The following is a 13,937-nucleotide window of genomic DNA, read 5'->3' on the forward strand; positions in this document are numbered from 1 at the left end:
CTCTGAACGCAATCGAGAGGAGTGGCCGTGCAGGTCGGTGTCGGACGAGAGCAGCGAGCCGGGGAACGCCGCGTTGCGGCCACACCGGAGACGGTCCAGCAACTGACAGCCCTCGGGCTCCATCTCCTGGTGGAGAGCGGCGCCGGCACCGAAGCAGGGTTCGTGGACGCCGCCTTCAAAGAGGCTGGCGCCACGGTGATCTCCGACCTCCCGTTCGAGGCCCTCGACGTCCTCCTCCATGTGCGCCCGCTCACCCCGGAGACCGCGGCCCGGCTTCGGCCCGGCACGGTCACCATCGGCCTGGGGTCGCCGGCCTCGGAACTGCCGACTGTCCGCGCGCTGGCCGCCGCCGGGATCACCTCGTTCGCCCTGGAACTGCTTCCGCGGATTTCCCGGGCACAGTCCATGGATGCGCTCAGCTCGCAGTCCCTGGTGACCGGCTACCGCGCAGTGCTCGAAGCCGCCGTCCGGTACCCGCGGTTCTTCCCGCTCTATATGACCGCCGCCGGGACCATCCCGCCGGCGAGGGTGCTGGTCCTCGGGGCCGGTGTCGCCGGTCTGCAGGCGATCGGCACGGCGAAACGGCTCGGCGCCCGGGTGTCGGCCAACGACATCCGGGCCGCCTCCGCCGACGAGGTCGCCTCGATGGGGGGCACTTTCATCAACCTGGACGTCGATGCGGCGGCCGAAGGAACCGGAGGCTACGCCCGCGCCCTCGGCGAGGACCGGGCGCAACGCCAGCGCAGCCTCCTCGCCCCGCACGTCGCTGCAGCGGACATCCTGATCACGACAGCGGCCATCCCGGGCCGGGCCGCTCCCTTGCTGGTGACCACCGCTATGGTGGCCAGCATGCGGGCCGGATCGGTCGTCGTCGACCTCGCCGCGGAGTCCGGAGGCAACGTCGAAGGCGTGATCGCCGGCCAGGACGTCCAGGTGCCGGTCGACGGCGGGTCGGTCACGCTCGTGGGCCTGCAGGACGCTGCATCCGCCATGCCGTCCGACGCGTCCCGGCTTTTCGCCCGGAACGTCAGCAACTTCCTCGCCCTCATGACCGAAGGCGGTGCAGTGGCTCCGGACTTCGACGACGACGTGGTCGCCGGAACGTGCCTGACCCACGGCGGCGCCGTGCGGCATGCCCCCAGCGCTGCAGCACTGGAAACGGAGGCATGATGGGCCCGGTCGCGGTGCTGACAGTGGTGGTGCTCGCGGTGTTCGTCGGCTTCGAAGTCGTCTCCAAGGTCACCAGCAAGCTGCACACACCTCTCATGTCCGGCGCCAACGCCATCCACGGCATCATCCTGGTCGGCGCCATCATTGTGGCCGGACAGGCCAGCGACCCGTGGGTGCTTGGCATCGCGCTCCTGGCCGTGGTCCTGGCAACCGTCAACCTGGTGGGCGGCTTCGTGGTCACGGACCGGATGCTTGAGATGTTCAGCGGACACAAGCGGGCACGCACACCCGCCTCAACCGGCGCCGCCACAGCCGGCGGAACCGCGGGAGCAGGACACCCCGGTGACGGGGGCTCCGGCGGCGGCGTGGCGGGGGAGGGCCGATGAGTCTCCTGACCCCCGAATGGACGGCCCTGCTCTACCTTGCGGCTGCCGTCTGCTTCATCCTGGCGCTCAAAGGCCTCAGCTCGCCGCGGACAGCCCGCCGCGGCAACGCCATCGGTGCCGCCGGGGCGCTCCTCGCCGTCGTCACCGTGTTCTTCTCGGCGCGGCTGGAAAATATTCCGCTCATCCTCGTGGCCATTGCCGTCGGCTCCGCGATCGCCGTCCCCGTGGCCCGGCGGGTGCAGATGACCCAGATGCCCCAACTGGTGGCGCTCTTCAACGGCGTCGGAGGCGGGGCCGCCGCACTCGTGGCCGTACTGGAACTTGGCCACAACGAGGATCCATGGGTCCGCCTGGCCGTGGTCTTCACCATGCTGGTGGGCGCGGTGTCCTTCGCCGGCTCCGCGGTGACTGTGGGCAAGCTGCAGGAACTCATCAGCACCCGCCCGCTGCTGTTTCCCGGCATGCCCTGGGTCATGGGGGCCGTCCTGCTGGGGGCCGTCCTGCTGGGGGCAGTCATCTCGGGTGGGCTCGTGGTCCTGACCGGGTCGCTCGGCTTCTCGCTCGCGCTGCTGGGCCTGGGACTCGCTGCCGGGCTGCTCCTGGTGTTGCCCGTCGGCGGGGCGGACGTGCCGATCGTGATCTCCCTGCTGAACGCCTTCACGGGACTGGCGGTGGCAGCGTCCGGTGTGGTCCTGGGCAATGTCCTGCTGCTCGTCGCCGGGACGCTTGTTGGCGCCAGCGGCACAATCCTGACGAAGGTCATGGCCTCGGCCATGGGCCGCGGAGTCGCCGGCATCCTCTTCGGGGCGTTCAAGGGCGGCTCGACGGCGGGTTCCACCGCCCTGAGTGACCGGCCCGTACGTTGCTCGTCGCCGGAGGACGTTGCCGTCCAGCTCGGTTACGCCCAGCGGGTGGTGATCGTTCCCGGCTACGGACTCGCCGTGGCGCAGGGCCAGCACACCGTGGCGGAACTTGCCACGGCGCTGGCTGCCCGTGGCGTGGAGGTGGTCTTCGCCATCCACCCCGTGGCCGGACGCATGCCGGGCCACATGAACGTGCTGCTGGCCGAGGCCAACGTGCCGTACGAGTCGCTGCGGGAGCTGGCCGAAGTCAATCCCGAGTTCGCGAACACGGATATCGCGCTGGTGGTCGGCGCTAATGACGTCGTCAACCCGGCGGCCAAGTCCTCTCCGGGTTCGCCGATTTACGGGATGCCGATCCTGGAAGTGGTGCAGGCCCAGCAGATCGTGTTCCTGAAGCGGTCGATGCGCCCGGGATTTGCCGGCATCGAGAACGAGCTCCTGCATGATCCCAAGACCACGCTCCTGTTCGGGGATGCCAAGGATTCGCTCGCCAGGGTGCTGGGCGCGGTCAAAGCGCTCTAGGTTCACTGCGCTCTAGGTTCACTGCGCTCTAGGTCAAGTGGCTTCAGGTTCACTGCGCTCGAGGCAAGACGCGCTGCGGTGGGGCGGGCTTCAAAACAATGTGGGCTGGGCTGTGTTGGCCTGGGCTGAGCTGGTGAGGCCAGCATGCCGGGCGCCTGCGTGCCCGGCCGTGTCCGGGATGCTTCCCGCCGGGTACTGGGCCTCTTCCTGGCGGGCGTCGTCGTCGGTGCCGCCGTCCAGATCCCTGTGGCTGAATCCCTGCGAGCCGGAAAAGCCGTGCAGGCCCTTGAAATAGCGGATGCGGCCGGCCAGCCAGGCCCGGTATTCCTTGGACGCATAGGACCCGCTGCCGTACAGCCGGCGGTACTTGCCGGCCAGTTGCGGATGTTCGCGGGCGATCCACTGCATGAACCATTCACGGGTGCCCGGTTTCAGATACAGTGCGCCGGCCGTGACACCGGTGGCGCCGGCCGCCGCCAGGGCGCCGAAGAGGGAGTCGAGGGCGTCGTCGCTGTCCGATAGCCACGGCAGGATGGGCATGGCCATGACCCCGCAGGGAAGGCCGGCCTCCCGCAGCCGGGAGATGAGCTTCAACCGTGCCCGCGGCCCGGGCGTGCCCGGTTCCACGGCCTCGGACAGTTCTTCGTTGGTCATGGCCAGCGAAATGCCCACCCCCACCGGCACCTGGGCCGCGGCATGCTTCAGCAGTGGAATGTCCCGGGCCAGGAGCGTGCCCTTGGTGAGTATGGACAGGGGAGTGCCGGAATCGGCGAGGGCACCGATGATGCCGGGCATGAGCTGATAGCGGCCCTCGGCGCGCTGGTACGGGTCCGTGTTGGTGCCGAGGGCCACATGCTCGTGCTGCCAGGAGGGCTTGGCCAGCTCCTTGCGCAGGATCTCGGCGGCGTTGATTTTGACCACAACCTGGCTGTCAAAGTCCAGGCCGGCGTCGAAGTCCAGATAGGTGTGGCTCTTGCGCGCGAAGCAGTAGACGCAGGCATGGCTGCAACCGCGGTACGGGTTGATGGTCCATTCGAAAGGCATCCGCGAACCGGCAACCACCTTGTTGAGCACCGATTTGGCGGTGACCTCATGGAAGGTGATCCCGGCAAACTCCGGGGTGGACACGGACCGCACCAGCCCGGCCAGCGGCAGCAGGGCCGGTGCGGCTGGCGAATCGGCGGAAAGGGCGGCCGGGGAATCGCCGCGCTCAAGTGCTTGTGCGTCCCATCTCATGCCTATATTCGAATGTATGTTCGACTAAATGTCAAGGATGCCGCCTGGTCGCCGCGCGCAGCCTTAGGGCGCGTTGCTAGGCTGGGGCGATGATTCTCCTGACCGGGTTCGAGCCGTTCGGCGGCGAGACGGCCAATCCGTCGTGGGCCGCAGCCGGTGCGGCGGCACGGCTGCTCCAGTCCGAAGGGCTGGATGTCCAGGCGGTGGAACTGCCTTGCGTCTTTGGCGCCTCGGCCAAGGTATTGACCGAGACCCTCGAGCGCTTCCGTGCGGAGCTTGTGCTGTGCGCCGGCCAGGCTGGCGGGAGGGCGCGCATCTCGCTGGAGCGGGTGGCCATCAACTGCGATGACGCCCGGATCCCGGATAACGCCGGCAACCGGCCCGTGGACGAACCCGTGGTGCGCGACGGGCCGGCGGCTTATTTCACGTCGCTGCCCGTCAAAGCGGCGCTCGCGGCGTTGACGGCCGAGCAGATCCCGGCGGAAGTGTCCCAGAGCGCCGGGACCTACGTCTGCAACCACGTCTTCTACGCGCTCATGCACGCCCTGCGGCTCCGTCCGGGGACCAGGGGAGGGTTTGTCCACGCTCCCTACGCGGACACCCAGCTTCCGGCCGGGAGCAGCACCCCGTCGCTGCCAGCGCACCAGATGGCGGCGGCGCTCGCCGTCGTCGTCCGCACCGCGCTTGCGACGACGGCGGATCTCAGGCTCGCCGCCGGCGCAACGCACTAGCGGCGTGCCATCCGAGGGATCAAGCGGGCAGCGGCCGCCGTCGGCGACACGAGCAGTTACTCAAACAATTACTCGAGCAGTTCCCAGACGACGCCGATCGTGGCGGTGACGCTCGACTCGCCGGCCTCAACGGTGAGCGAGTCGGACGCCACCGCCCGCTGCATCTTCGCCACCGGGACCGGCGCCTGGAAACCGGTGTGCTGGGTAAGGGAAAGGACCCTGCCCAAGCCAGCGCCGGAGAGTGCGGCGTAGTGGGCGGCGGTGTTGCGGGCGTCCTGCCAGGCGGCCTCCCGGGCACGCGCCTCGACGGCGGCGGAGTCCGCGAAGCCGAGGCTCAGCCCGTTCAGCCGGACGGAGTCGCCGCCGGCCGTAACGGCAGCGGCAAGGATCTGCGAGGACGCGGACAACGCTCGGATCCTGACGGTGAGCGTGCTGGAGGCCAGATAGCCGGTCACGGTCTGGCCCTGGCCATCCTGCCAGTTCAGCTCGGCCCGGACGTTCAGCCCGGAGGTAGACATGTCAGCGCTGTCCACCCCATGTTGCCGGAGCTCCGCCGTGATGGCGGCCGATCGTGTGCCGGCCTCGGCGTAGGCCTCGACCACGGTCTCGCGGCGGCATTCAACGCCGATCGACACGGTCAGGAGGTCCGGCACCGCCTCGGCACTGCCGGTTCCTGTGACCGAGATGGTTCTGGGGGTCTCTGTCATGTCAGGCCTCATAACGTTCGGGGGCAGAAACGCCGATACTGCGTTTTCTTCGTTGGATCCGTGGAGCGGTCCCGGGCATGCCGGGCCGGGGGTAGCCGCCTGCTTCCAGACCGGCGTGGCGCTCGAAGAAGTTGGCGCTGCCCGGATTGCCCGTCCGCCAGAGGGACCAGCCCGCGGCGATGAAGTACAGCGGAAGGAAGGGCCACCCAAGGCACCAGGCGTACTGGGTACTGTGGCGCTCCTCGTGACCCAACAGCGCCGGATTGGCGCGGGCGGATTCCGGGCCGGCGCGGAACACGATCACGTTGCCCACGGTGAAGGCCGCGGCAAACGGAAGCCGCCAGCGGTAGCGGCTCGCGATCAGCAGTCCGCGCGGACCGGAGCTGACGGGCGTCCGGGCGCCGGCTGCCAGCAGCAGGCCCAGAAGGGTGGACCCGTTCAGCAAGTTGGCGATCTGGCGCAGCCGTTGTCCGGACGTCATGAGGCCATGGTAGCCGGGGGTGTGCCCGACGGTCAGGGAGCCGCAGAGACTAAACGGCCAGGGACGCCAGGACGCCGGGTGGGTGGGGCGGCCGCGGGACGTGGAATCCCGCTGGAACCGTCGCGTTGGCACGCCTTGGGCCGCGACGTCCGCTTAGTCTTGCCGGCTAAAGACAATTTCTCCATCCACCCAGGTCGACTCGATCGGGAGCCCGATGATGTCGTCGGCGGAAACCAAGAGTGGATCGTCGGCCCATACCGCGAGGTCGGCCTTGTTGCCGGGCCGGATGGTTCCTTGGTCATGGTCTCCTTGGGCCTCGGCGGCCCAGACCGAGAAGCCCTTGAGCGCTTCGAGCGCTGTCAACCTCTGTGAAGGTTCAAAGACGGGCGCATCGGTCCGGCCCGGGATCCGACGCAGGCGGGCCCATGCCATGCCGATGCGCGCGTCGTACTGAGCCACTGGCCAATCCGAGCCCAGCGCAACCGGAGCGCCTGAATCTATGACGTCGCGGATCCTCCAGGCCCGTTTCGATCGCTCGACCCCCAAACGACTGGACCATGAATCGGATCCGTCCGCCTTTCGCCACTGCATGTGCAGGGGCTGCATTGATGCTGTGATGCCCGCCGCGGAAAGACGTGCAAGATCCCTATCCGCAAGGCATTCCAGGTGCTCAATGCGGTGCGGAGCTCCTCGGCGGGACCGCACGCCGGCCGAGACATAGGCGTCGATCGCAGCACCGATGGCTCGATCACCGATAGCGTGCGTCGCGACTTGAAATCCTGCATCGCCATATTGTTTGACGGTTGCAGCATAGTCCGCCGGGTCGGGCCAGAATGATTTCAGTCCGCCGCCCAACGTGTCCGGTTCATAGAGCCAACCGGTTCCCGTATCGATAACACCATCAAGCAAGAGTTTGACGAGCCCACCGCGCCAGCGGCGACCCTGTCGATCCTTCGACAAAAGGTATGACCGCGCTTCCTCGGCAGCCAGGCCAGGGCTGTGCTCGAGTGCGCAAACCAGCCTGACCGGCAGACCCGGTCCGGTGCTATCGATCTTGTCGATGAAATCGAGCGAAGCAGTATCGCCATCCATGATCGTTCCCGAGGTAATGCCGGTTCTCGACAGGCAAGAGATCAGCTCCCGTGCCCTCTCAACGGCCTGCACTGCAGAAAGAGCCGGCGCGGTGGATCCCACCAATTCGTAGGCAGTGGATTCCCGCAACTCTCCGGTTGGGTTGCCTGCCTCGTCAACAACAATCTCTGACATGTCGCAAAACCGGCGCCCACCCGTGATGCCACTCAATCTCAGAGCTTCTTTGCTCGCCAGCGCGGTATGAAGATCAAACAGGAGAATGTACGTCGGCAGGCCGTAGACCGATTCCTCAATCAGGTCAGCGGATATTCGCCTTCCTGCAAAGACGCCGTAGTCAAGGTTCCATCCCCGGACCCACCCCGCTGAGTTCTCCGAAAGCACTCTGGCTGCTTCGGTGCGCAGGGCGGCGAGGAAACCGTCGAAAGTAGACACTGAGCCGAGATCGACGCCGACCGTGATTTCCGACCCTTGGATGGGATGGATGTGCCCGTCAATGAGCCCCGGCGTGATTGTCTGGCCGTTCGCATCGTGCACTTGGGTGCGTGGACCGCGATGTTCGCCAAGAAGGTGTTTGCCACCAGCGGCGAGGATCCTGCCGTTCGCGATGACGATTGTGCTGGCAGATGGCTGCCTTGGATCGAGTGTGTGCACCTTGGCATTGACGATGACAGTGTCCGCGGTTCTGAGGTTAGATGGCATCAGACTTCCCATGATTTTGAGTATTGAGCGTGTTTGCCGACGACTGTTGACGGGATCAGGGGTGCGTACCTCCGGAGGGGGCCGGAGGTACGCACCGGGCGTTGTAGGGGCGCTGCCTTATGCGGGTGTCAGAACCTCGAGGCGCTGAATTGTTTCGCGCGTGAAGCGTCGGGGTCCGAAGTGCTCCAGGCCGGGGGTTGGAAATGCGCTCCGCCGTACATCGGGTATGACAGGATCCCCTGCTGGTCGTGGAGCTGTGCCCAGGGCCGGTTGATGCCGTGGGTTCCGTAGCGGCGGACCTGTGTGACCCGGTCGAGATCAAGGACTCCGTAGAGGATTTCCTCGCCTCCTCTGGCGTGCTGCATGATGGTGCCTTCCGGGTCCACGATGACGCTTTCCCCGACTGCTGATGGGTCAGCGCCGTTGACGTTGACGACGTAGACCTGGTTTGCGAAGGCATTGGCACGTGACATCACGATTTCCATTTCCCTGTCCCGGGTCGTGGTCAGGGTGGGCTGGATGATGACTTCCGCTCCGAGCCATGCCAGTTGCCGGGCGACCTCGGGAAAGCTTCCATCGAAGCAGATGGCGAGGCCTACGCGTCCCCGGTCCGGGATGTCGAAGGTCACGAACGAACCGCCCGGCGTCGTTGTTTCGAACGGGCGCCAGGGAAAGAGCTTCCGGTACCGGGCCACGATCTCGCCTTCGGGGGAGACAGCGATTGCCGTGTTGTAGGTGTTTCCGCCGTCGGTTTCCAGCAGGGATCCGGGCACGAGCCAGACCCCCAGGCGGCGGGCCAGCTCCGCGATCCGGTCGGTGAGCGCGCTGGGGATGGGGCCGGCCGAGCGGGTTTCGCCCTCAGGGTCCGGGATCAGGAATTCCCCGGGTGCTGCGAGCAGAAGTTCGGGTGCGACGATGATGTCGACGTCAGGTCCGAGCTCTTTGGCGGTTTCGGCCTGGGCGGCGAAGCGTTCCCAGGTTGCTTCGACGTCGTAGGGAACGGGTTTCGTTTGGATTGCTGCAATGGATAGGACGCGCATTTATGCCTCGGTTTCGCTGCTCAGGATGGATTGCAGTTCGTTGCGGGTGGAGAAAGTTCCCCGGGGGATCGTTTGCCCGTAAAAGTAGGGCCGGAGTCTGGGGCGGATGATGGCAATGACCAGAACACCTAGCGCCAGGGCGCCGATTCCGATCCAGAACACGGTTCCGATGCCAAGCCAGGAGAGCCCGGCGTATTCGGGGGACATCATGTCGACGGCGCTGTACGCAAACGCTCCCGTCATCAGAAGGGCGCCCAGACCCGGAAGGATGCCCTTCAGGACAAGGGCTGAGGCGGACGTGCGCATCTGGGGAGCAAAATACACGACGCAGGCCAAGGCCGTCGCGGCGTAGTAGGCGGCGATCATCAGGCCGACTGAAAGTATGGCCAGGCCGATGAAGTCGGCGCTGATCGCTGTCAGAAGCAATGTCACGGCAATGCTCAGGAGCGCCCACCAGAGGATTGACGTGGTGGGTGTCCCCCTGGACGTATGCATCTTCGTGGTGGCCGCGGGCAGTGCGCCGTAAGTTCCCATGCTGAGCCAGGACCGGGGGTTGCTAACCGCGACCGTCATTAGGGCCGCCAAGGCCGAGATGCCGACGGCGAGGATGATGATCTGCCCGAAGAAGCCGCCGGTGGCTTGGGGGCCGAGCACAGACAGGACGTCCGAGACGGTTGCGGGGTCCGTGATGCCTGCGATCCCGGCAAAGCCGACGGCGGCCGTCGCGGTCACGACGTAGAAGAACAGAAGTATCACGGTGGTGATGACCACGGCCCGCCCGGGTGTTCCTTTGCGGTCGGTCGTTTCCTCATTGACCGCGATCAGCGCGTCCCAGCCCCAGTAGATGAACAGACACAGGATGACGCCGTGGACCAGGCCGGAGAGATCGCCGGAGGCAAAGGGATTGAACCAGTCCAGCCTTGGCTGCTCCGCACCTTCCGCCGCGGTGCCGGCGGCCATGGCAGTAAAGGCCCCGATGCAGAAGCCGCCCAGGGCAATCAGCTGCAAGGCAATCAGCGCGTATTGGAGCCACGCGGAGAGTTCAATTCCCCGGGCCGCCACAACGCCGCTCAGCGCGATCAGCCCGCACGCGATGGCGGCGATGATGACCGGTTGGGAAGCTGCCCAGCCGAGCCCCAGGAAGGTCAGAAGATACGTCGTGGCAACCTGCGCCAGGGCCGCGCTGGAGATGAAGGTGGCAATCTGGGGGACCCAGCCACCGAAAAACCAGCCCGTCCCCGGGCCGAAGACACGCGAGATCCACACGAATACCCCGCCACAATCAGGCATTTCCCGGTTGAGATCCCGGAAGGCGAAGGCCGTGAACAGGATCGGCACGAATCCCAGAAGGAACTCCGCGGGTGTGCTCGACCCGACCGCCAGGACAACGAAACCCAGGGTCACCGCGAGGCTGTACGCCGGGGCCACAGCGGCAAGACCCAATGCCACCGTCGGGCCGATACCGATCGATCCGGCCTTCAATCCCTTGCTCGCAGCGGCAACCGGAACGGCGGGGGGTGGGACGGTGGGGGGTGGAAGGGGATGTGACACGGAGACTCCTCATCGAATCAAAGTTATTTGAATCACATTCAAATTTGAATGCCATTCAATACGGGTCTAGACTCGTTGTCAATAGGCATCGGGCCAAAGGGGGAGTGGCAATGGCAAACCTCAGCAAGAGGGAAGGGCGCCGCAGGGAGATTGCGGCGGCAGCACAGGCCGTCGCCGCCCGTGACGGCGCAGAAGCTGCGACGTTGCGCGCGATTGCGGCGGAGGCAGGCATGGCCCCAAACGCCGTGCTGTATTACTACGGAAGCCTGGCCGAGATCACCGCGGCAGCCGTCCACGCCTCTTCCGCCAGATTTCTCACGCGGCTATCGGAGGCAGCGGACACCGGCATGAGTCCGACCGTCAGGCTCGCCGCCGTCATCAGCGCAGGCACGACGGCAGGGCTGGAGGATGATGCCTTCCGGATTCTTTACGAGTACTGGACCCATTCGCTCAGGGACGCGGAGCACCGACGGATCCAAGAGGAACTCACCCGCACCCAGCAGCTGATTTATGAACGGATCATTGCCGATGGAACGCAGGCCGGTGAGTTCTTTCCTGTCCTTGAACCGGCGAAGATTGCGCGTACCCTTGTGGCCCAGGAAGACGGTCTGGTCATGGATGTTCTCGCCGGCACCGCCAGCAGCGATGATGTGCTCGACCTGGTCGCCAGTCTTGCTTCGGCCCTTCTGGGCCTCGACCGGAACACGCTCCTCGATCACATCATTAGTCGCAACTTCTCCAACGCGCCTTAGTTTCCGGCGGTACCTGCACGCACTTTGTCCGTGGGCACGCCGTTGGCGTCAGCAGTCAGCCGGCAGCGGCGCTATTGCGGGACAAGGCCCTGGTGTGCCAGCTACCGTTTGCGGCGCTCGACGGTTGCGTCAACCGCGTCGAGCAGGGCGTCAACGCCCAGGAAGAAGACCTCGCGGTCACGCAGCGCGAGCAGCTGCTCCCGCAGCGCATTGATCTGCGGATGCGATGCCGACGTCACGGCCAGAGAGCGACCCATCCACGATCCGTGCTCCTCGGCCGCCACGCCCTCACGCATGCTCAGCCCGCGGGCGATACCGGCCGCATAAGAGAGGACGTAGGTCGACTGGGCCGCGTAATGCCGCACGATGTCCTCACCCTCAAGTCCGGCGACGCTGAGCCCATCGAGGATGAGTTCGACGATTTCGAGCTCCGCGGGACCCCCCGTGCTCAGCACGATCGCCTCGGCACCGATCGCCGGATATTCGGTGAACAGGTCGATCGTGGCAGTGGCCAGCTGCGTCAGGCGCGTGCGCCACTGCTCACGCGGGGCCGTCACGCGCTCAAGGCTCATCGCGAACAGCCGGTCCAGGAGCGACCCCATGAGGTTGTCCTTGCTGCGGAAATGCCGGTAGATCGCCGTCGGATCAGCGCCGAGCAGCGCACCCAATTCCCGCACCGTGACGGCCGTAGCGCCCGGCCTCGCCGCGATCTGCAGCCCGGCAGCAATGATCGTCTCGGCGTCGAGCCGCGGCTTAGCCCGCGCCGTCGCGCGCCGCTCAGCGAGAGGATTCGCCACTTGACCCACTCCTTCTTGCTGTCGGCTGACAGCAGTACATCACAATCACTGGCGGCGGATGTTTCTCCGCGCCGGGAAACGCGAATTCACCGTCCCCCAGCTACCAGTATGGCGCGGTCCCCAACGAAGTCAACTTTGTAGTCAACACCGTTGACATGGTTGCTGATTCGTGACTAATGTCACTGGGGATCGACCAGAGGTGCAACGACGCACCGCAACCCAGGAGGCTCACTTGGCGACAAAGACAGACTTGATCTTTACGGGCGGATGGACCTTCACCGCCGCATCGAACACGCCGGAACGGCTGGGAGTCGCAGTATCCGACGGCCGCATCAAGGCGATCGGGCCCGACGTCGAGATTCTCGCGGCGGCCACGGAGCAGACCCGGGTCGTCGACCTGGACGGCGCCCTCCTGATTCCGGGCTTCCAAGATGCGCACGTTCACCCGGCGTCCGCCGGAATGGAACTTCTGCAGTGCAATCTCAGTGGTGCGGAGAGCGCGGCCGACGCGCTTGAAACGATCGCCGCGTATGCCGCAAAATACCCGGGCGCGGAGTGGATCCTCGGCGGTGGCTGGTCGATGGACCATTTTCCGGGCGGCACGCCGACCCGGCAGGCGCTCGATCGGCTCGTGCCGGACCGCCCTGTGCTGCTCTTCAACCGCGACCATCACGGCGCTTGGGCCAACACCCGGGCCTTTGAACTCGCCGGCATCCACGCGGGGACCGCGGATCCTGCAGACGGCCGAATTGAGCGCGAGTCCGACGGCAGCCCGGCAGGTACGGTTCACGAAGGCGCGATGAACCTGTTTGACCACGTGCGGCCCGCCGCGCACCCCGATCTCGTCTACGCCGGGCTGCTCCGCGCCCAGGAGGAGCTGTTCGGATTCGGCATAACTGGCTGGCAGGACGCCGCCGTCGGCGCCCTGTTCGGCGCATCCGACACGCTCGAAACTTACAGCGCGGCCGTCTCCGAGAAGACGCTGCGCGCTCACGTCCGTGGAGCCCAGTGGTGGGAGCGCGATTCCGGCCTTGAGCAGCTGCCCCGCCTGACCGAACGCCGGGCAGACGTCGCCGCGCGGCTTCCGGGCGACGCGTTTTCGGCCGGGACTGTCAAGATCATGGTGGACGGGGTAGCGGAGAACTTCACGGCCGCCATGACGACCCCCTACCTGGACAATCACGGCCACTGCACGGACAACGCCGGGCTCTCCTTCATCGACCCGGAGCGGCTCAAGGAGTACGTGACGGCACTCGACGCGGCCGGTTTCCAGGTACATTTCCATGCACTCGGCGACCGTGCCGTCCGCGAGGCCCTGGACGCAGTCGAGGCCGCCCGCCGGGTCAACGGCCCCAGTGGTAACCGGCACCACCTGGCGCACCTGCAGGTAGTCAGCGAGGCGGATGCGCCGCGGTTCGCCGAACTCGACGTCGTCGTCAACATGCAGGCCTTGTGGGCCTGCCACGAAAGCCAGCTGGACGAGCTCACCCTGCCCTTCCTGCCGGCCGACGCCGAATCGCGCCACTATCCCTTCGGCGAACTCCTCGCCAGCGGGGCGCGCCTGGCCGCCGGCAGCGACTGGCCGGTATCGAGCGCAAACCCCATCGAGGCGATCCACGTCGCAGTCAACCGGGTGGCACCGCACTCTCCCTCCGGCCCCCTCGGCGACCCCAGCCAACGGCTCGACCTTGCCACAGCACTGACCGCGTACACGGCCGGCAGTGCCTATGTGAACCACCGGGACCACGACACGGGCATGATCGCGCCCGGCTACCTCGCCGACCTCGCCGTGCTCCGGCCGAACCCCTTCGAGCTGGCCCCGCAGGATCTCCACACGACCGCCGTCACCTCGACCTGGGTGCGCGGCGAACAGGTCTACGCGGCCGCCAGCAACACCAATCGATAGCACT

At 66.4% G+C, this 13,937-nt stretch carries 13 protein-coding genes; 6 read left to right on the top strand and 7 right to left on the bottom strand.

Annotated elements, in window-relative coordinates:
- Positions 1 to 27 precede the first annotated feature (27 nt).
- From MRBLAR12_RS18325 to MRBLAR12_RS18335, 3 genes are read left to right on the top strand one after another with little or no spacing between them, the layout of a single operon-like run.
- Positions 28 to 1,170: a Re/Si-specific NAD(P)(+) transhydrogenase subunit alpha gene (locus tag MRBLAR12_RS18325; protein ID WP_364747461.1), complete on the top strand. Its 1,143-nt coding sequence runs from the start codon at positions 28 to 30 to the stop codon at positions 1,168 to 1,170.
- A complete protein-coding gene (locus MRBLAR12_RS18330; protein WP_364747532.1) occupies positions 1,170 to 1,556 on the top strand; it encodes an NAD(P) transhydrogenase subunit alpha in 387 nt (128 codons plus the stop codon). Before MRBLAR12_RS18325 ends, MRBLAR12_RS18330 begins: the two co-directional genes overlap by 1 nt.
- Positions 1,553 to 2,941, top strand: coding sequence for an NAD(P)(+) transhydrogenase (Re/Si-specific) subunit beta (locus tag MRBLAR12_RS18335; protein ID WP_364747463.1), 1,389 nt, complete (start codon positions 1,553 to 1,555; stop codon positions 2,939 to 2,941). The genes MRBLAR12_RS18330 and MRBLAR12_RS18335 overlap by 4 nt, the downstream gene beginning before the upstream one ends.
- A 90-nt stretch (positions 2,942 to 3,031) precedes the next feature.
- Here MRBLAR12_RS18335 and MRBLAR12_RS18340 read toward each other — a convergent pair whose 3' ends face one another.
- Positions 3,032 to 4,177 carry an Rv2578c family radical SAM protein gene (locus MRBLAR12_RS18340; RefSeq protein ID WP_229992942.1) on the bottom strand — a complete coding sequence of 382 codons (1,146 nt, stop codon included), beginning with the start codon at positions 4,175 to 4,177 and terminating at the stop codon, positions 3,032 to 3,034.
- An 89-nt stretch (positions 4,178 to 4,266) separates the two neighbouring features.
- On the opposite strand from MRBLAR12_RS18340, the gene pcp reads away from it, so the two are divergent.
- On the top strand, positions 4,267 to 4,908 hold the full coding sequence (pcp, locus tag MRBLAR12_RS18345; RefSeq protein WP_364747465.1) for a pyroglutamyl-peptidase I: 642 nt from the start codon (positions 4,267 to 4,269) through the stop codon (positions 4,906 to 4,908).
- Between the two features lie 68 nt (positions 4,909 to 4,976).
- Here pcp and MRBLAR12_RS18350 read toward each other — a convergent pair whose 3' ends face one another.
- The 5 genes from MRBLAR12_RS18350 to MRBLAR12_RS18370 all read right to left on the bottom strand — a co-directional run bounded on the left by MRBLAR12_RS18350 (position 4,977) and on the right by MRBLAR12_RS18370 (position 10,478).
- Positions 4,977 to 5,615, bottom strand: coding sequence for an SIMPL domain-containing protein (locus tag MRBLAR12_RS18350; protein WP_229992941.1), 639 nt, complete (start codon positions 5,613 to 5,615; stop codon positions 4,977 to 4,979).
- 1 nt (position 5,616) lies between these two features.
- Positions 5,617 to 6,096, bottom strand: a complete 480-nt coding sequence (locus MRBLAR12_RS18355; RefSeq protein WP_229993018.1) for an eCIS core domain-containing protein — start codon at positions 6,094 to 6,096, stop codon at positions 5,617 to 5,619.
- A 153-nt stretch (positions 6,097 to 6,249) separates the two neighbouring features.
- The gene (locus MRBLAR12_RS18360; RefSeq protein ID WP_229996144.1) at positions 6,250 to 7,899 is read right to left on the bottom strand and encodes an amidohydrolase; all 1,650 of its coding nucleotides are present in this window, start codon (positions 7,897 to 7,899) and stop codon (positions 6,250 to 6,252) included.
- 116 nt (positions 7,900 to 8,015) lie between these two features.
- Positions 8,016 to 8,927, bottom strand: a complete 912-nt coding sequence (locus MRBLAR12_RS18365; RefSeq protein ID WP_229996143.1) for a carbon-nitrogen hydrolase family protein — start codon at positions 8,925 to 8,927, stop codon at positions 8,016 to 8,018.
- Positions 8,928 to 10,478: an APC family permease gene (locus MRBLAR12_RS18370; protein WP_364747467.1), complete on the bottom strand. Its 1,551-nt coding sequence runs from the start codon at positions 10,476 to 10,478 to the stop codon at positions 8,928 to 8,930.
- Positions 10,479 to 10,588: 110 nt separating this feature from the next.
- Here MRBLAR12_RS18370 and MRBLAR12_RS18375 point away from each other — a divergent pair, with 110 nt between their 5' ends.
- Positions 10,589 to 11,230 carry a TetR/AcrR family transcriptional regulator gene (locus MRBLAR12_RS18375; protein ID WP_364747469.1) on the top strand — a complete coding sequence of 214 codons (642 nt, stop codon included), beginning with the start codon at positions 10,589 to 10,591 and terminating at the stop codon, positions 11,228 to 11,230.
- Positions 11,231 to 11,331: 101 nt separating this feature from the next.
- Here the strand turns inward: MRBLAR12_RS18375 and MRBLAR12_RS18380 are convergent, their stop codons facing one another.
- Positions 11,332 to 12,027 carry a TetR/AcrR family transcriptional regulator gene (locus tag MRBLAR12_RS18380; RefSeq protein WP_229993946.1) on the bottom strand — a complete coding sequence of 232 codons (696 nt, stop codon included), beginning with the start codon at positions 12,025 to 12,027 and terminating at the stop codon, positions 11,332 to 11,334.
- Positions 12,028 to 12,259: 232 nt separating this feature from the next.
- On the opposite strand from MRBLAR12_RS18380, the gene MRBLAR12_RS18385 reads away from it, so the two are divergent.
- The gene (locus tag MRBLAR12_RS18385; protein WP_364747472.1) at positions 12,260 to 13,933 is read left to right on the top strand and encodes an amidohydrolase; all 1,674 of its coding nucleotides are present in this window, start codon (positions 12,260 to 12,262) and stop codon (positions 13,931 to 13,933) included.
- Positions 13,934 to 13,937 lie beyond the last annotated feature (4 nt).

The sequence above is a fragment of the Arthrobacter sp. LAR12-1-1.1 genome (assembly GCF_040676555.1).
GTDB lineage: Bacteria > Actinomycetota > Actinomycetes > Actinomycetales > Micrococcaceae > Arthrobacter.

Excerpts from the sequence above, each read along its gene's own strand:
- MRBLAR12_RS18335 (WP_364747463.1), top strand. The coding sequence starts at position 1,553 with ATGAGTCTCCTGACCCCCGAATGGACGGCCCTGCTCTACCTTGCGGCT.
- MRBLAR12_RS18330 (WP_364747532.1), top strand. The coding sequence starts at position 1,170 with ATGGGCCCGGTCGCGGTGCTGACAGTGGTGGTGCTCGCGGTGTTCGTC.
- MRBLAR12_RS18365 (WP_229996143.1), bottom strand. The coding sequence starts at position 8,927 with ATGCGCGTCCTATCCATTGCAGCAATCCAAACGAAACCCGTTCCCTAC.
- pcp (WP_364747465.1), top strand. The coding sequence starts at position 4,267 with ATGATTCTCCTGACCGGGTTCGAGCCGTTCGGCGGCGAGACGGCCAAT.
- MRBLAR12_RS18360 (WP_229996144.1), bottom strand. The coding sequence starts at position 7,899 with ATGGGAAGTCTGATGCCATCTAACCTCAGAACCGCGGACACTGTCATC.
- MRBLAR12_RS18350 (WP_229992941.1), bottom strand. The coding sequence starts at position 5,615 with ATGACAGAGACCCCCAGAACCATCTCGGTCACAGGAACCGGCAGTGCC.
- MRBLAR12_RS18355 (WP_229993018.1), bottom strand. The coding sequence starts at position 6,096 with ATGACGTCCGGACAACGGCTGCGCCAGATCGCCAACTTGCTGAACGGG.
- MRBLAR12_RS18375 (WP_364747469.1), top strand. The coding sequence starts at position 10,589 with ATGGCAAACCTCAGCAAGAGGGAAGGGCGCCGCAGGGAGATTGCGGCG.
- MRBLAR12_RS18340 (WP_229992942.1), bottom strand. The coding sequence starts at position 4,177 with ATGAGATGGGACGCACAAGCACTTGAGCGCGGCGATTCCCCGGCCGCC.